The organism is Brachybacterium rhamnosum, from assembly GCF_039526185.1.
GTDB classification, from domain to species: Bacteria; Actinomycetota; Actinomycetes; order Actinomycetales; family Dermabacteraceae; genus Brachybacterium; species Brachybacterium rhamnosum.
On sequence record NZ_BAAAIS010000002.1, the window covers coordinates 1149185 to 1165050 of the forward strand.

Here is a 15866-nt window from a genome sequence, read left to right on the forward strand (position 1 = left end):
GTCGCCCCTCAGCGCACCCGGTACTCGCGGGGGAGCTCCTCGAGCAGCCGCAGCCAGATCTCCGAGGCCGACGGGTAGCTGGCGACCGCGTGCCGCAGCACTCTGACCGGCACCCGGCCCACGATCGCGACGGTCGCGGCGTGGATCAGCTCCCCGGCCTCGGGGCCCACGAGCGTCGCCCCGAGCAGGGTCCGGGTGGCGGCGTCGACGACGATCTGCGCGGTCCCGGCGGCGTCGTCCCGCAGCAGGGCCGTGCCGGCGGCGCCGGTGAAGGGCACCTGCGCCGTGACCACCTCGTGGCCCGCCTCCCACGCGGCCCGCTCGGTGAGCCCCACGCGGGCCACCTGCGGGTCGGTGAAGATCACCTGCGGGACGGGGACCTCCTCGGGGACCGGCTCCGTCCCGTCGGCCCCGTCGGCCCGGTCGGGCTGCCCCTGCTCGCGCAGCGCCTCCGCGCGGATCGCGGCGCCGAGCACGCGGGCGCGGTACTTGCCCCAGTGCGTCAGCGGCGCCTCCCCGCTCGCGTCGCCCACGGCCGCGAGCCACGACGGCAGGCCGCCGGAGGTCACGTCCTGCGGGGTGAGGCCGAGGGCGTCCAGGCCCACGTCGTCCAGCCGCGGGCGGCGCCCCGTCGCGACGAGCACCTCGGCGGCGGTGAGCGTGCGCGCCTCGCCTACCGCGTCGCCGCCGCTCAGCTCGAGGGTCACCTCGCCGCCGTGCACGCGGCCCAGGCCCGTCGCCTCCGCCCGCTCGCGCCGTGCCGACGCGACGGTGGTCCCGGTGAGGACGGTGACGCCCGCGGCCTCGAGCGCTTCGCGCACGTGGATGCCTGCGAAGGGCTCCTCAGCGCCGAGGAGGCCCTCACCCCGCACGATCACCGTCACCTCGCTGCCGAGCGCCGCCATCCAGGTCGCCGCCTCGACCGCGACCACGCCGCCGCCCACGATCGCGAGGGAGGCCGGGACCTCGACCACGCCCGTCGCATCCCGTGAGGTCCACGGCTCGAGACCCGTGAAGGCCTCCGGGATCACGGGGACCGAGCCGGTCGCGATGACGACCCGGCGCCGGGCGCGCACGGTGACCGCATCGGCGCCCGCCGCCGGACCCTCGCCGGGCCCGACCCGCAGCTCCCGCTCGCCCGTGAGCACGGCGTGCCCGCGCACCACGCGGATCCCCGCGCCCTCGGCCCAGGAGACCTGGCCGGCGTCGTCGTAGCCGGAGACCCAGGCGTCGCGGCGGGCGAGCAGACCCGCCGGCTCGATCCGCGGGGTGGTGAGCCCGTCCAGGTGCGCGGCGGTGTGGGCCACGTCGATCGGGCGCAGCAGCGCCTTGGAGGGCATGCACGCGTAGTAGGAGCACTCCCCGCCCATGAGCTCGCGCTCGACGATCACCGCGGTGAGGTCCGTGCCCTCGATCGCGTACTGGGCGAGGTTCTCGCCCACCGGGCCGCCGCCGATCACGACGACGTCCGCGGTGACGGTCTGCGGGTCGGGGCGATCCTCGGGGGTGGTGCTCTCGGCGGCGGTGGTGGTGGACGGGCCCTGCGCGGCGGTGCTCATGGCGTCACGCTACGCGCGTCGGCGGGCCCGTGGTGGGGTGCGGCGAAGGGGGACAGAGCACGCCGGTACTCTCCGAGGGTGACCTTCCGACTCGTCGCCTCCGACCTCGACGGCACCCTGCTCCGCGACGACGGGTCCGTGGCGCCCCGCACCCGCGCCGCCCTCGACGCGGTGCGCGCCGCCGGCGCGGCGGTGATCCCCGTGACCGCCCGGCAGCCGATCGGCGTGCGGGCGATCGCGGCAGCGGCGGGGATCGAGGGCCGCGTGCTGTGCAGCAACGGGGCGCTGTGCGTGGACCCGGGCACGGGGGAGACGCTCTGGGAGGAGACGGTCGCCGTGGCCGCGCAGCGGGAGCTCGCCCACGCCCTCCGGCGGGCGGTCCCCGGCGTGCTGTTCGCGAGCGTCCGGGACCGGGGCGAGGTGTTCGTCGCCGAGCAGGACTACATCGCCGGCGTGCGCTACGCCGACCACAAGCGCGACCCGGCGACGATGATCCCGGCCGGGTGGGACCTCGTCACCGGCACGGCGAGCCTGAAGTTCCTCGCCCGCCACCCCGCGCTGCCGGCCGACGCCCTGCTCGAGGCGGCGCGGTCGCTGGGCGTCGAGGGCGTGGAGCTCACCCATTCGGGCGCGCCGTTCCTCGAGGTGCAGCCCGCCGGGATCACGAAGGGTGCCGCGCTCGCCCGGCTGTGCGACGCGCTGGGCGTGGCACGGGAGGAGGTGCTGGCCTTCGGCGACGCCCCGAACGACCGCGACATGGTCGCGTGGGCGGGGCACGGCGTGGCCGTCGGCAACGCCGCGGGCGAGGTGCGGGAGGTCGCGGCGGAGGTCACCGCGAGCAACGAGGACGACGGCGTCGCGCGGGTCCTCGAGCGCCTGCTGGCCGGCGGCGCTTTCGGGCGCTGAGACGGGCCGTCCACAGCGGTGGCGGTGGTCCTCGGTCGTCGGCCCCCGCTCGTAGGCTCAGGGGCATGAGGATCCTGCACACCTCGGACTGGCACCTGGGCCGCACCCTGCACAAGGTCGACCTGCACGAGCACCAGGCCGCGTTCCTGGACTGGCTGGTGGAGACCGTGGTCGAGCGCGCCGTGGACGTGGTCGTCGTCCCCGGCGACGTCTACGACCGCGCGGTCCCGGCCGTCTCGAGCGTGCGGCTGCTGGACCGGGCGCTCGCGCGCATGGCCGAGCACACCACCGTGATCATCACGCCCGGCAACCACGACTCCGCGGACCGTCTCGGCTTCGGCCGTGAGCTCATGCGCGCGGGTATCCACCTGCTCACCGACCTCCCCGGCATCGAGCACCCGGTGAGCGTCGAGGACGAGTACGGCGAGGTGCTCTTCTTCGGCCTGCCCTACCTCGAGCCGGACGTCGCCCGCACCGCGCTCGTCGGCCGGGAGGAGGCGCCGCTCGCCCGCAGCCACGAGGCCGTCACGCGCGCGGCCCTGGACCGGGTGCGGGAGCGGGCGGCCGCGCACCCCGGGGCGCGCACCGTGGTCCTCGCCCACACCTTCGTCACCGGCGGCGAGGGCAGCGACTCCGAGCGAGACCTCTCCGTGGGCGGCGTGGACTCCGTGCCCGCCGGGGTGCTGAGCGGCATCGACTACCTCGCCCTCGGCCACCTCCACGGCTGCCAGGACCTCACGGCGACCGTCGGCGCCCCCGCCTGGTACTCCGGGTCGCCGCTCGCCTTCTCCTTCTCCGAGCGCCGCCACCGCAAGGCCGTGCTGCTCGTGGAGCTGGGGGAGCGGGGACAGGTCGAGGTCGAGCGCCTCGCGACCCCCGTGCCGCGGCGCCTCACCGAGCTGCGCGGCACGCTCGAGGAGATCCTCGCCGAGGGCGAGGAGCACGGCGGGGACTGGGTCAAGGCCGTCGTCACGGACCCCGCCCGCCCCGCCCACCTGCAGGAGCGGCTGCGGGAGGCGTTCCCCGAGCTGCTGCTCACCGAGTACGCGCCCGAGGGTCGCGAGCAGGGCGCCGCCGCCCCCGTGGTGCGCCGCGAGGCGGATCCGCTCGAGGTCATCGACCAGTTCCTCACCGACGCGACGGGCGGCGCCCCGAGCCCCGCGGAGCACGACGTGCTCGAGCAGGCCTATGCGCACGTGCGCCGGGAGCAGGCCGCCTCGTGAAGCTCCACCACCTGCGCCTCACCGCGATCGGCCCCTTCGCCGGCACCGTCGACGTCGACTTCGCCGCCCTCGGCGCGAGCGGCATGTTCCTGCTCGAGGGGCCCACCGGCTCCGGCAAGTCCACGATCCTCGACGCGATCGTCTACGCCCTCTACGGCCAGGTCGCCGGCAGCGCCACGAGCACCGACCGCATCCGCTCCCAGTTCGCCGGCCCCACCGAGCCGAGCGTCGTGGACCTCGTGTTCGAGACCGGCGCCGGGATCTTCCGGGTGCGCCGCAGCCCCGAGTTCCAGCGCCCCAAGCAGCGTGGGACGGGCACCACCAAGGAGCAGGCCAAGGCCGTGCTCTGGCGGATCGGCTCGCCCGAGCTCATCCCCGCCGTGGTCGCGGACTCCGCCGGCGCCGGCGCGGGCCTCGAGGTCGTCGCGACCCGCATGGACGAGGTGGGCCGCGAGATCCAGCGCGCCGTGGGCCTCAGCCGCGAGCAGTTCACGCAGACGGTCCTGCTGCCCCAGAACGAGTTCGCCCGGTTCCTGCGCGCGGGCACAGCCGAGCGCCAGCAGGTGCTGCAGCGGGTCTTCGGCACCGAGCTGTACGAGCAGGTCGAGAAGCGCCTCGCCGAGATGCGTGTCGATGCGAACAAGCAGGTCACCGCCGCGAGGGAGACGCTCGGCCGGGCGCTCGCCCGCTTCGTCGAGGCGACCGGCGTCGAGGGGGAGCAGGAGGCGGCCCTCACCGGGCAGGCGCAGGCCCTGCGCCCGGAGGCGCTCGCCGAGGGGGCCGACGCCGCCCTCGCCGGCGTCACGGCGCGCGCGCAGGAGGCCACGGCCCGCGCGGCCGCGACGCAGCAGGCGGAGCAGACGGCGCGCACCGCCGCCGAGGCCGCCGCCCTCACCGCCCGCCGCATCGACCGCCGCCGCGAGCTGCGGACGCTCGCGGCGCGGCTCGAGGAGCAGAAGCCTGCCGTCGACGGCGCACGCACCGCCCTGTCCCGTGACGAGGCGGCCCGGCCGGTCGTCTCCGCGCTCGGGCGCCGCGACGAGGCCCGCGCCCGCGCCGCTGCCGCGATCGAGGCGCTCGCCGACCTCGGCGCCCGCACCGGCGAGGAGCGCCCCGACCTGCTCGCGCTGCTGCCCGACGGCACCGCCCGGCCCGACGGCGCTTCCGAGGCCGACGTCACTGCCGGGGCCGATGGGACGGCCGACGGCTCCCGGGCCGCGGAGGCGGACGCCGCCCTCGCCGCCGCCGTCCAGGAGTCGACCACCGCGGCCGGCGCCCTCGCCGATCTCGTCGCCCTCGAGACGGGGCTCGCCGCCCGGGAGAAGGCCCTCGACGAGGAGCGCGAGCGGATCGCCGCCTCGCGCACCGCCCTGGCCTCGGCCACCGCTCTGCTCGAGGCGCGGCCCGCCGCCCGGGAGGAGCTCGTCACCGCGCGGGACGAGGCCCGCACCCGCGCCGCCGGCCTCGCCGATGCGCGGCTCGCGCAGGCCGCCGCGACGGAGCAGGCGACCGCATCCCGCGCCGCGCAGCAGCAGGCCGCCGCCGTCGAGACCGCTCTGGAGACTCGGAAGAAGGCACTGGCCACGGCCTCCTCCGCCGCCGAGGCGGAGTCCGCGCTGCGTCGCCGTCGCTACGCCGGGATCGCCGCCGAGCTCGCCGTCGCCCTCGAGGACGGGGACCCGTGCCCCGTGTGCGGCGCTCTCGAGCACCCCCACCGCGCGGACCCGGCGAAGGACGCCGTGAGCCCCGAGCAGGTCGAGGCCGCGGAGGCCGCCCGGGTCGAGGCGGAGGCCGCACGCTCCCGCGCCGAGCAGGCCCACGCCCTCGCCGAGGAGAAGCTCGCGCGCCTGCGCGAGGCCGCCGGTGAGCTCGAGCCCGACGCCGCCCGCGCCGCCCTCGAGGCCGCGACCACCCGGGTGCAGGCCGCGCAGGAGGCGCAGGAGACGGCCTCCCGGCTCGAGCAGCGGATCACCGCCCACGATGCCGAGACCGAGCAGCTCACCCGGCGCGGCCAGGCGGACGCCCTCGCCCTCTCCCGTGCGGAGACGGCCCTCGAGGCCGCCGTGACCGCGATCGGAACGGACCGGGAGCGGATCGTCGAGGCCCGCGGGGAGGACGGCAGCGTCGGCCAGCGGCGCCGCGCGCACCTCGCGCGCGCCGCCGCCGCGACCACGCTGCGCGACGCCCTGCGTGCCCGCACCGAGGCCGAGGAGCGGGCCCGCGAGGCGGAGGAGGAATCCACCCGTGCCCTCGCCGCCGCCGCGATCGCCACGGACGAGCAGGCCCGCGCCGCCGTGCTCGAGCCCGCCGAGCGCAGGCGCCTCGCGACGCTCCTCGAGGCCCGGGCCGTGGACGAGGCCCGCCTCGCCGACGGCCTGGCCGAGGAGGGCGTCGGCGACGCCCCGACGACCGACGCCGCCCTCGAGGAGGCACGGGCCGCGGTCACCGCGACCGCGCAGGCCCTCACCGTCGCCCAGGCTGCCGCCCGGGAGGACGGCGCCGCCGCGGCGCGCCTCGAGGCGGTCGCCGAGCGCGGCCGCACCGCCCGCACCGCCCTCGACCGGGCGATCGACGAGGTGCGCAGCGTGAGCGAGCGCGCCGGCGTGATCGTGCGCGTCGCCGATCTCGCGACCGGCCGCTCTGCCGACGGGGAGCGCGTGCAGCTGTCCACCTACGTGCTCAAGTGGCGGCTCGACGCCGTGGTCGAGGCGGCCAACGCGCGCCTGGCCCTGTTCTCCGGGTCGGAGCTCGAGCTGCTGCGCGACACCGGCGCCCGCGGCGCCCGGAAGACGGGACTGGACCTGCTGGTCATGGACCGCCGCACCGATCAGGTGCGCGTGCCCGAGACCCTCTCCGGCGGCGAGACCTTCTTCGTCTCTCTCGCACTCGCCCTGGGCCTCGCGGACATCGTCATGGGGGAGGCGGGCGGCGTGCAGATGGAGACCCTCTTCATCGACGAGGGCTTCGGCTCCCTGGACCCCGAGACGCTCGAGACCGTGGTCCGCGAGATCGGCCGCCTCGCCGAGGGGGGCCGCACCATCGGGATCGTCAGCCACGTCGGCGACATGAAGGCGCAGGTCGCCGAGCAGATCCACGTGCGCCGCGGGGAGGGCAGCCGATCCACGCTCACGATCACCGCCTGAGCGGCGGGCACCTGCCGCTCAGCGCGTCGCGGCGGAGGGGGCGGACGCCGTGGGCCGCCAGCTCTTCAGCACCTTCATCGCGAAGCGGGAGGAGATCTTCGAGACGCCCGGGATCGTGATGACCTCGTCGGTGAGGAAATGCTCGTACGCCTCGAGGCCCGCGACGGCCACCCGCACGTAGTAGTCCGGCGAGCCGAACAGCCGGTACAGCTCGACCACCTCGTCGAAGCCCTGCATCGTCGTCTCGAAGCGCTCGACGGTCGTCGGCCCCGCAGGACACGCACGACCCGTCGGACCCGGAGGCCGCGCATGTCGGAGACCACCTACCTCCTGGCCGTGATCGTGATCGGCTTCGGCATCACCTTCGCCCTGCGGGCCGTGCCCTTCGTGATCCTGCAGCCGCTGCGCGACTCCCCGCTCGTCGCGCAGATGTCCCGCTGGATGCCGGTGGAGATCCTCGCGATCCTCGCCGTGTCGACCCTGCGCAGCTCGATCGGCGCGGACCTCGCGCACGTGCTCCCGGCCGCCGTCGCGACGGCCGTGACGGTCCTCGTGCACCTGATCGGCGGGCGCCGCACGCTGCTGAGCGTCGGCGCCGGGACGGCGACCTTCGTGCTGCTCGTGAACCTGGCCTGAGGGGGGACGGGTCCGCGACCCGGCAGACCGTCGGCTCCGACGGTCAGCAGCTCAGCGCCGGCGCCCGGAGTCGCCCCGCCCGGCGATGTCCTCGAGGACGTCGATCTCACCGGTGCGCGACCAGTGCCGCTCCTCACGGCCGAACAGCGGCACCCCGAGCCGCGTGAGCAGCGGGGCGAGCATCGCGCCCATCCATGCGCCGAGCGAGTTCGAGAAGACGTCGTCGATGTCCGCGATCCGCACCCCGCAGGGGTAGAGGCCCCAGGCGCCCGTGTACTGGGTCGCCTCGATGAGCACCGAGAGCATGACGCCCATCGCGAGCGCCGTCGTCACGTCGAGGCGGAACACGCCGCGCAGGATCGCGCCGAGCGGCACGAACAGCACGATGTTGGCGATCAGCTGCAGCGTGGGCCAGGCGATGAGCAGGCCGATGCCGGTCGTCCCCGCGCTGTACGTGTCGATGATCTGCGTGATCGCGTGGAAGGGGACCGCGCGCAGCTCCCCGCCCACGCGCCGGCTGCAGGTGACCGCGACCTCGTAGGCGGGGGCGACGGTGAGCCCCGCGAGCGCCATCGTGTACACGCAGATCGCGGCGACGCCGATCAGGCGCAGGGGGCGCCAGCGGCCGAACCGACGGCGCTGCAGCAGCACGGCCACAGGGCTGATCAGCACGAACACTCCGAGGCCGCCCACCACGCCCACCAGGGCCAGTCGCACCAGCTCGTTCACGCCGGGCACGCTACGACCGCCCGCTGGGAACTGTCCCGCGGGCCCGAGGTAGCTCACACCGGGTGGGCGTCCCCGCCCGCCCGGGCGCGCGGGGTTCTACGATCTCCTCGTCCCCCGACGGCAGGAGCCACCATGACGACCACGCCCGGCGCCGCCCCGCGCGCCTTCGCCCACCCCGCCCCCGCGGCGGGCTCCCGGATCGTCGGGACCGGCCACTACCGGCCTGAGCGCGTCATGACGAACACGGACCTCGAGAAGCTCGTCGAGACGAGCGACGAGTGGATCGTCCAGCGCACCGGCATCGAGGAGCGCCGCATCGCCGCGGAGGACCAGGACGTCGCGGACCTCGCCGCGGAGGCCGGCCGGATGGCCCTCGCCGACGCCGGCGTGGACCCCTCCGAGGTCACCCAGGTCATCGTCGCCACCTGCTCGAACCTCGAGCGCTCCCCGAGCGCCGCGGGCCGCGTCGCCCAGCTGCTGGGCCTCACGGACCCCGCCTCCTTCGACGTGGGCGCCGCCTGCTCCGGCTTCGAGCACGCGCTCGCCGTGGCGGACATGTCGATCCGCTCCGGCACCTCGACCACCACGCTCGTCATCGGTGCGGAGAAGCTCTCCCAGGTCACCGACTACACCGATCGCACCACGTGCATCCTCACGGCCGACGGCGCCGGCGCGATGGTCCTGCGCCCCAGCGACGAGCCGACCATCTCGCCCGTCGTCTGGGGCAGCGTCCCCGATCTCGCGGACGCCGTCACCATCAACGGCGAGGGCCCCGCCTTCGCGCAGGAGGGCCGCAAGGTGCTCGGCTGGGCGCTGCGCGAGGCGCCGAAGATCTCCCGCCGCATCGTCGAGGCCGCGGGCCTGACCATGTCGGACATCGATGTGTTCGTGCCCCACCAGGCGAACCTGCGGATGATCGAGCCGCTCGCCGCCGCGCTGGACCTGCGGGAGGACGCGATCGTCGCGGACGACATCGTCACCTCCGGCAACACCTCCGCCGCGACGATCCCGCTCGCGATCTCCCGCCTCCGCGAGGCCGGCCGGATCCCCTCCGGGGCAACCGCGCTGCTCGTCGGCTTCGGCGGCGGCTTCTCCTGGGCCGGTCAGGTCGTGCGCCTGCCCTGAGCCGGGTCCGTCCGGGGCGGCCGCATAGGATGGCGCCCGCCTGCTGCTCGCTCGTCCGTCCCCGCACCCGGAGGTCCCCGTGGTCGATTCGCTGACCGTCCAGGTCGTGGTGACCGTGCTCGTCGCCCTCGCCTACTCGGTGGGGCTCATGGGGATCATCGTGCCGGTGCTGCCGGGCACGATCCTCATCGTCATCTCGACTCTCGTCTGGGCGATCGTCATCGGCGGCTGGCCGGCCTGGGTCGCCTTCGCGATCGTGCTGGTGCTCGGCGCGATCGGGATGACCTGCAGCTACGTGCTCACGGGACGGAAGCTGAAGGCGCACGAGGTACCCACCTGGCCGCTGCTCGTCGGCATCGCGGCGGGCATCGTCGGCATCTTCGTGATCCCGTTCCTGGGCCTGCCGATCGGCTTCATCGTCGGGCTGTACGTCTCCGAGGCGCTGCGTCTGAAGGACGCACGCCGCGGCCTGACCAGCGCCTGGGTCGCCGTGAAGGCGCTGGGCACGGGGATCCTCGTGGAGTTCTCGCTCGCGATGCTCTCCACGATCACCTTCGCGATCGCGGTGACGGTCCACTTCGTGACCCGCTGATCACCCCAGCGGGACGAGCGGCCGCGCCTCCGGGAGCGGGGTCGCCGTGGTCACGGCCTCCGCCTCGGCCGTGCCGGGGGAGGGGGTCCCCAGCAGCTCGAGCAGCAGCACGGCGGGGACGTCGGCGCGCGGGCTGATCGGGCTCACCGCGCCCACCGTCCACTCCGGGGACTCCGCCCCGGGCAGCGGGATCGTGCGCAGCGTCGCCGCCTGCGGCTTGGCGGCCACGTGCTGGGGGACGATCGCCACGCCCAGGCCGCGGGTGACGAGGTCGAGGAGGGTGTGGACGTCGTTCACGCTGCAGCGCACGCGGCGCGTCACCGCATGCGCGGCGAGCAGCTCGTCGTTGAGGGTGCGCACACCCCACGAGGGGCTGAAGTCCACGAAGTCGCGGCCCGCGAGGTCGCTCCAGCGCAGGGGTGTGCGCGAGGCGAGGTCGCTGTCCGCGGGGACGACGAGCACGAGCGGCTCCCCGCCCAGGGGCTGGTGGCGCAGGGAGGTCGGCGGGCGCGTGGTCGCGACGAAGGCGACGTCGAGGGTCCCGCCGCGCACCGCGTCGACGAGCTCGTGGGAGCCGGACTGCGCGAACTCCGTGGCGACGCCCGGGTAGCGGCGGTGGAAGCGCTCGAGCAGCGTGGAGACGTCCACGAGCCCCAGGCACTGCTCGGCCCCCACCCGCAGGGAGCCGCTCACGGTCCGGGTCGAGCGCACCACGGCGTCGCGCGCGCGGGCCGCCTCGTCGACCATCGCCCTGGCGTGCGGCAGCAGCGCCTCCCCGGCGGCGGTGAGCTCCACCCGGCGCGTGGTCCGGTCGAACAGCGGCGTGCCGAGCTCCGACTCGAGGCTGCGGATGGCGCTGCTCAGCCCCGACTGCGACACCCCGGTGAGGGCCGCGGCCCGCGTGAAGTGGCGCTCCTCGGAGAGCGCGAGCACGTACTCCATCTGCCGCAGATCCATTGATCGGTCCTCCTCATGACGCACATCGGTCCATGCTGTTGGATTTCTGAAACAGCGCGTCCTATCGTCGCACCATGACGATCCCCACCCTCACCCTGAACTCCGGCCACGCCATCCCGCAGCTCGGCTTCGGCGTGTTCCTCGTCCCGGCCGACGAGGCCGAGGCCGCCGTCTCGAGCGCGCTCGAGATCGGCTACCGCCACATCGACACCGCCGCGATCTACCGCAACGAGGAGGGCGTCGGCGCCGCGATCGCCGCGAGCGGCATCCCCCGCGAGGAGCTCTTCGTCACCACCAAGCTGTGGAACGACCGCCAGAGCGGCGAGCAGCCGCACGAGGCCGCCCGGGAGAGCCTGGACAAGCTGGGCCTGGAGTACGTGGACCTCTACCTCACCCACTGGCCCACCCCGGAGAAGGACACCTACGTCAACGCGTGGGAGAAGCTCGTCGAGATCCGCGACCAGGGCCTGACCCGCTCGATCGGCGTCTCCAACCACCTGCCCGAGCACCTGGACCGCATCGTCGAGGCCACGGGCGTGGTCCCCGCCGTCGACCAGATCGAGCTCCACCCCGCTCTCCAGCAGCGGGACGTGCTCGAGTGGGCCGCCGCCCACGGCACTCTCATCGAGTCCTGGGGCCCGCTCGGCCAGGGGAAGTACCCGCTGTTCGAGAACCCCGCCGTGGCCGAGGCCGCGGCCGCGCACGAGGTCACGCCCGCTCAGGTCGTCATCCGCTGGCACCTCCAGCGGGGCTTCATCGTGTTCCCGAAGTCCTCGAGCCCGGAGCGCCAGGCCCAGAACTTCGACGTCCTCGGCTTCGAGCTCACCGACGCCGAGGTCGCGGCGATCGACGCCCTCGACCCGGGCGACGGCTCCGGCCGCGTGGGCTCCCACCCGCTCGACGTCAACTGACCCCCACCTCCGCATCCGGAGGGCCGGCGACGCACGCCGCCGGCCCTCCGCCCCCTCACCCCAGCACAGGAGCAGCGACGATGCGCACCTTCACCCTCCCCGGCACGGAGATCACCGCGCCCAACGTGGTCCTCGGTCTCATGCGGATCCAGGACAAGTCCGACGACGAGGTCCGCACCCTGGTGCGCACCGCCCGCGACGCCGGCATCGACTTCTTCGACCACGCCGACGTCTACGGCAGCTCCACCCACGGCTGCGAGCGGCGCTTCGCGGAGGCCATGCGGCTGACCCCGTCCGAGCGCGAGCAGATCACCCTGCAGACCAAGACGGGGATCCGCCACCCCGGCCCCTACTTCGACTTCTCCGCCGAGCACATCGTCGAGTCCGTCGAGGAGTCCCTCGCCGCGCTCGGCACCGACTACCTCGACATCCTGCTGCTGCACCGCCCGGACGCCCTCGTGGAGCCCGAGGAGGTGGCGGACGCCTTCGACCGGCTGCACGAGGCCGGCAAGGTGCGCTCCTTCGGCGTCTCGAACCACACGCCCCGGCAGATCGACCTGCTGAAGAAGCACGTGCGCCAGCCGATCGTCGCGAACCAGGTGCAGCTCTCGATCACGCACGCGCCGCTCATCGCCCAGGGCGTCGCCGCGAACATGCAGGGGCTCGACCAGTCGATCAGCCGGGACGACGGTCTCGTCGACCACGCCCGCCTGCACGACATCACGCTGCAGGCCTGGTCCCCCTTCCAGGCGGGCTTCTTCGACGGGCCCTTCCTGGGGTCGGAGAAGTACCCCGAGCTGAACGCGGTGCTGGACCGCCTCGCGCAGCAGTACGACGTCACGACCACCGCGATCGCGGTCGCCTGGATCACCCGGCACCCGGCGAACATGCAGGTGGTGCTCGGCACCACGACCCCGCAGCGGGTCACCGACTCCGCGGCGGGATCGGACCTGCCGCTCACCCGCGCCGAGTGGTACGAGATCCTCCGGGCGGCGGGCTACACCGTCCCCTGATCCCGCACCGCCCCTCCCGCCCCGGGCTACACGCTCCCCGAGGCGGGGGAGGCGGCGTCGTCGGCCGCACGCTCCGAGGCCCACCAGCTCGCGAGCAGCCGCAGCTTCTCCTCGCTCTCGGAGCCCGGGGCGGCCGTGTAGACGGTGAGATCGGCGCCCTCGTCGGCCCGCAGGTCCAGCACGTTGTACTCGAGCTCGACGAGCCCCACCACGGGATGGTCCAGGCGCTTCAGGCCCTCGATGTGCAGCCGCACGTCGTGCCGCGCCCAGCGCCGGCGGAACTCCTCGGAGCGGGTGGAGAGCTCGCCCACGAGCTCCGTGATCGAGGGGTCGAAGGGGTGCCGCCCGGCGACCGCGCGCAGGGACGCCACGTTGACGTCGGCGATCATCTCCCAGTCGGGGTAGAACTGCCGCGCCGCGGGGTCCAGGAAGATGAAGCGGCCGTAGCCGGGGCGCTCGCCCTGGGAGCGGAACAGCGGATCGTACAGCGCGCGGGCCAGCGGGTTCGTCGCCAGGATCTCGCTGCGCGGGTTCGCGAGCACCGCCGCGCCCTCGGAGATCGAGTCCACGAGGTGCAGCAGGCTGGGGCGGATCCCCTGCTCCTGGCGGCGCGGGGCCCGGGCGCGGTGGCCGGCGTTCGCGGCCCGCGCGAGGTTCATGAGGTACGTCTGCTCCGCCGCGTCCAGGCGCAGCGCCGTGGCGATCGCGCCGAGCACCTCGTCGGAGACACCGCGCAGGTCACCGCGCTCGACCTTCGTGTAGTACTCGACGCTCACGCCGGCGAGCACCGCGACCTCGCCGCGGCGCAGCCCGGGCACGCGGCGCGGGCCGCCCGGGGGCAGACCCACCATCGCCGGGGTCACCTTCGCGCGGCGGCTGATGAGGAACTCGCGCACCTCGTCCTTCTGGCTCATGCCCCCGAGCGTAGGGGCGCCCGCGGCCGCGAGGGAGGTCTCATGAGTACCCCGCACCGGGTCCTCGGCCCTGGGGGGGGCTCTCGCAGTACACCTCTCGCCCTGGACTCCCGGGCGTCGGCCGGTCCCCGCACGCTGGAGGGGTCCCCGCCGGCAGATTCCCGCCGACGGGCCCCGACCTCCCAGGAGACCCGCCATGAAGGCCACACTCATGTTCGGCGCGGGCGACGTCCGAGTCCAGGACGTCCCCGAGCCCACGATCCTCCACCCCACCGACGCGATCGTGCGCACCGTCCGCACCTGTGTGTGCGGCTCGGACCTGCATCCCTACCACTCGATGGAGGCGCAGGAGCACGGCCAGTCCATGGGCCACGAGTCCCTCGCCGTCGTCGAGGAGATCGGCGCCGAGGTCACCTCGCTGCGCCGCGGCCAGCTCGTCGTCGCGCCCTTCTCCTTCGCGGACAACACCTGCCCGATCTGCCGCGACGGCTTCCAGACGGCCTGCCCCCACGGCGGCTTCTACGCGACGCCGGAGACGAACGGACTGCAGGCGGAGTTCGCCCGCATCCCGCTCGCGGACGGCTCCCTCGTGCCCGTCCCCGAGGTGGATGCCGACACGGCCGACGAGTCCCTGCTCGCGTCCCTGCTGACCCTCTCCGACGTCTACCTCACCGGCTATCACGCCGCGTACGTGGCGAAGGTGCGCCCCGGCCAGACGGTCACCGTCGTGGGCGACGGCGCCGTGGGCCTCTCCGCGGTGCTCGCCGCGAAGCAGCTCGGCGCGGAGCGGATCATCCTCATGGGCCGCCACACCGCCCGCACCGACCTGGGCCGCGAGTTCGGCGCGACCGACGTCGTCTCCTCGCGCGGCGAGGAGGGCGTCGCGGAGGTCCTCGATCTCACCGGCGGCCTCGGCAGCGAGGTGGTCCTCGAGGCCGTGGGCCACATGCCCGCCTACGAGCAGTCCTACGGCGTGGTGCGTCCCGGCGGCGTCATCTCCCGCGTGGGCGTGCCCCAGTACGAGGAGGCGCCGGTGGGCTTCGGCTCCCTGTTCGGGAAGAACGCGCGCCTCGCCGGCGGCCCCGCTCCCGTGCGCGCCTATCAGGAGGAGGCGATCGGCCAGGTGCTGCGCGGCGAGATCGAGCCAGGCAAGGTGTTCGACCGCACCGTGGGCCTGGACGGCGTGCCCGCGGGCTACGCCGCGATGGACGCCCGCGAGGTGCTCAAGGTGATGGTGGACCCGCGCCTCTGAGCCTCTGAGCCTCGCCGCCCTCCCGCCTGTCCGTCCCCCGCGAGGGGGACGGACAGGCGGGCGCGCCGACTAGGCTCCCCCGCGTGAGCACCGACGACCCCCAGCACCCGCCGGTCCCGCCCGTGTCCCGCCGCTCTCAGCCGCGGTTCCGCTCCCGGGAACGGCGCGCCGAGCTCGCCGAGGCCTTCACCCGCACCGGCGCGGACTACGACCGGCTGCGCCCGGCCTATCCCGAGGCGGCGCTCGACGCGATCCTCGCCGCCCTTCCCGCCGCCGTCGAGCGCCGGACCGCGGTGGACCTCGGCGCGGGGACCGGCAAGCTCTCCGCCGCCCTCGCCGCCCGCGGCCTCGTCGTCACCGCGGTGGACCCCGCCGCCTCGATGCTCGACGCGCTCCGGGACCCGGGAGTCGAGCGCGTGGTGGGGACCGCGGAGGCGACGGGCCTGCCGGATGCCTGCGCCGATCTCGTGACGGCCGCCCAGGCCTGGCACTGGTTCGAGGCGGACGCCGCGAGCGCGGAGGTGCTCCGCCTGCTGCGCCCCGGCGGGGTGCTCGCACTGCTGTGGAACACCCTGGACGTGCAGATCCCCTGGGTGCACCGCTACTCGCGGATCATGCACGCGGGGGACGTGCAGCGCGACGACTTCGCCCCGCCCGTGGCCGGCGGGCTCGCCCTCGCCGAGCGGGTCGTCGTGCGGTGGGAGGACCCGATGGCAACGCCGGACCTCGTGGATCTCGCCCGCACCCGCAGCTACGTCATCACCGCGGAGGAGGAGCGGCGGGAGAAGGTGCTCGCGAACCTCGACTGGTACGTGCACGAGCACCTGGGCCATGAGCGGGGGAGCACCGTCGGCCTGCCCTATCGCACCGATCTCTTCCTCTACCGCGCGGCCTGAGCCCCGGCCC

15 protein-coding genes are annotated in these 15866 nt (G+C 74.8%); 10 read left to right on the forward strand and 5 right to left on the reverse strand.

Features of this window, described 5'->3' with window-relative positions:
* Positions 1-8: 8 nt before the first annotated feature.
* Entirely contained in the window at positions 9-1559 is a 1551-nt protein-coding gene (locus ABD080_RS07000) for a dihydrolipoyl dehydrogenase family protein (RefSeq protein ID WP_343904195.1), read from the reverse strand.
* A gap of 78 nt (positions 1560-1637) precedes the next feature.
* On the opposite strand from ABD080_RS07000, the gene ABD080_RS07005 reads away from it, so the two are divergent.
* From ABD080_RS07005 to ABD080_RS07015, 3 genes are all read left to right on the forward strand, one after another.
* Positions 1638-2465, forward strand: coding sequence for a Cof-type HAD-IIB family hydrolase (locus ABD080_RS07005; RefSeq protein ID WP_343904196.1), 828 nt, complete (start codon positions 1638-1640; stop codon positions 2463-2465).
* Between the two features lie 65 nt (positions 2466-2530).
* Positions 2531-3688, forward strand: coding sequence for an exonuclease SbcCD subunit D (locus ABD080_RS07010; RefSeq protein ID WP_343904197.1), 1158 nt, complete (start codon positions 2531-2533; stop codon positions 3686-3688).
* Positions 3685-6831 carry an AAA family ATPase gene (locus ABD080_RS07015; protein ID WP_343904198.1) on the forward strand — a complete coding sequence of 1049 codons (3147 nt, stop codon included), beginning with the start codon at positions 3685-3687 and terminating at the stop codon, positions 6829-6831. The genes ABD080_RS07010 and ABD080_RS07015 overlap by 4 nt, the downstream gene beginning before the upstream one ends.
* A gap of 18 nt (positions 6832-6849) precedes the next feature.
* On the opposite strand, the gene ABD080_RS07020 is transcribed toward ABD080_RS07015, so the two are convergent.
* On the reverse strand, positions 6850-7260 hold the full coding sequence (locus ABD080_RS07020) for an Lrp/AsnC ligand binding domain-containing protein (RefSeq protein WP_343904656.1): 411 nt from the start codon (positions 7258-7260) through the stop codon (positions 6850-6852).
* Here ABD080_RS07020 and ABD080_RS07025 point away from each other — a divergent pair.
* Entirely contained in the window at positions 7141-7467 is a 327-nt protein-coding gene (locus ABD080_RS07025; protein WP_343904199.1) for a branched-chain amino acid transporter permease, read from the forward strand. The two genes, ABD080_RS07020 and ABD080_RS07025, sit on opposite strands and share 120 nt — an antisense overlap.
* 51 nt (positions 7468-7518) lie before the next feature.
* Here the strand turns inward: ABD080_RS07025 and ABD080_RS07030 are convergent, their stop codons facing one another.
* A complete protein-coding gene (locus ABD080_RS07030; RefSeq protein ID WP_137769788.1) occupies positions 7519-8196 on the reverse strand; it encodes a VanZ family protein in 678 nt (225 codons plus the stop codon).
* A 132-nt stretch (positions 8197-8328) separates the two neighbouring features.
* Here ABD080_RS07030 and ABD080_RS07035 point away from each other — a divergent pair, with 132 nt between their 5' ends.
* Positions 8329-9321: a beta-ketoacyl-ACP synthase III gene (locus ABD080_RS07035; RefSeq protein WP_343904200.1), complete on the forward strand. Its 993-nt coding sequence runs from the start codon at positions 8329-8331 to the stop codon at positions 9319-9321.
* A 79-nt stretch (positions 9322-9400) separates the two neighbouring features.
* Complete coding sequence (locus ABD080_RS07040; RefSeq protein ID WP_343904201.1) at positions 9401-9913, forward strand: DUF456 domain-containing protein; 513 nt, start codon at positions 9401-9403, stop codon at positions 9911-9913.
* Here ABD080_RS07040 and ABD080_RS07045 read toward each other — a convergent pair whose 3' ends face one another.
* A complete protein-coding gene (locus ABD080_RS07045; RefSeq protein WP_343904202.1) occupies positions 9914-10870 on the reverse strand; it encodes a LysR family transcriptional regulator in 957 nt (318 codons plus the stop codon). It abuts the gene before it with no gap.
* A 74-nt stretch (positions 10871-10944) separates the two neighbouring features.
* Here ABD080_RS07045 and ABD080_RS07050 point away from each other — a divergent pair, with 74 nt between their 5' ends.
* A complete protein-coding gene (locus ABD080_RS07050; RefSeq protein ID WP_343904203.1) occupies positions 10945-11781 on the forward strand; it encodes an aldo/keto reductase in 837 nt (278 codons plus the stop codon).
* Positions 11782-11861: 80 nt separating this feature from the next.
* On the forward strand, positions 11862-12794 hold the full coding sequence (locus ABD080_RS07055) for an aldo/keto reductase (protein ID WP_137769792.1): 933 nt from the start codon (positions 11862-11864) through the stop codon (positions 12792-12794).
* A 26-nt stretch (positions 12795-12820) separates the two neighbouring features.
* On the opposite strand, the gene ABD080_RS07060 is transcribed toward ABD080_RS07055, so the two are convergent.
* Positions 12821-13708, reverse strand: a complete 888-nt coding sequence (locus ABD080_RS07060) for a helix-turn-helix domain-containing protein (RefSeq protein WP_343904204.1) — start codon at positions 13706-13708, stop codon at positions 12821-12823.
* A 196-nt stretch (positions 13709-13904) separates the two neighbouring features.
* Here ABD080_RS07060 and ABD080_RS07065 point away from each other — a divergent pair, with 196 nt between their 5' ends.
* On the forward strand, positions 13905-14960 hold the full coding sequence (locus ABD080_RS07065) for a zinc-binding dehydrogenase (RefSeq protein WP_343904205.1): 1056 nt from the start codon (positions 13905-13907) through the stop codon (positions 14958-14960).
* Between the two features lie 83 nt (positions 14961-15043).
* The gene (locus tag ABD080_RS07070) at positions 15044-15856 is read left to right on the forward strand and encodes a class I SAM-dependent methyltransferase (RefSeq protein WP_137769794.1); all 813 of its coding nucleotides are present in this window, start codon (positions 15044-15046) and stop codon (positions 15854-15856) included.
* Positions 15857-15866: the final 10 nt, after the last annotated feature.

Bases quoted from the DNA above. Each gene is read 5' to 3' on its own strand.
- ABD080_RS07025 (WP_343904199.1), top strand. From the start codon at position 7,141: ATGTCGGAGACCACCTACCTCCTGGCCGTGATCGTGATCGGCTTCGGC.
- ABD080_RS07060 (WP_343904204.1), bottom strand. From the start codon at position 13,708: ATGAGCCAGAAGGACGAGGTGCGCGAGTTCCTCATCAGCCGCCGCGCG.
- ABD080_RS07065 (WP_343904205.1), top strand. From the start codon at position 13,905: ATGAAGGCCACACTCATGTTCGGCGCGGGCGACGTCCGAGTCCAGGAC.
- ABD080_RS07035 (WP_343904200.1), top strand. From the start codon at position 8,329: ATGACGACCACGCCCGGCGCCGCCCCGCGCGCCTTCGCCCACCCCGCC.
- ABD080_RS07010 (WP_343904197.1), top strand. From the start codon at position 2,531: ATGAGGATCCTGCACACCTCGGACTGGCACCTGGGCCGCACCCTGCAC.
- ABD080_RS07045 (WP_343904202.1), bottom strand. From the start codon at position 10,870: ATGGATCTGCGGCAGATGGAGTACGTGCTCGCGCTCTCCGAGGAGCGC.
- ABD080_RS07050 (WP_343904203.1), top strand. From the start codon at position 10,945: ATGACGATCCCCACCCTCACCCTGAACTCCGGCCACGCCATCCCGCAG.
- ABD080_RS07055 (WP_137769792.1), top strand. From the start codon at position 11,862: ATGCGCACCTTCACCCTCCCCGGCACGGAGATCACCGCGCCCAACGTG.
- ABD080_RS07000 (WP_343904195.1), bottom strand. From the start codon at position 1,559: ATGAGCACCGCCGCGCAGGGCCCGTCCACCACCACCGCCGCCGAGAGC.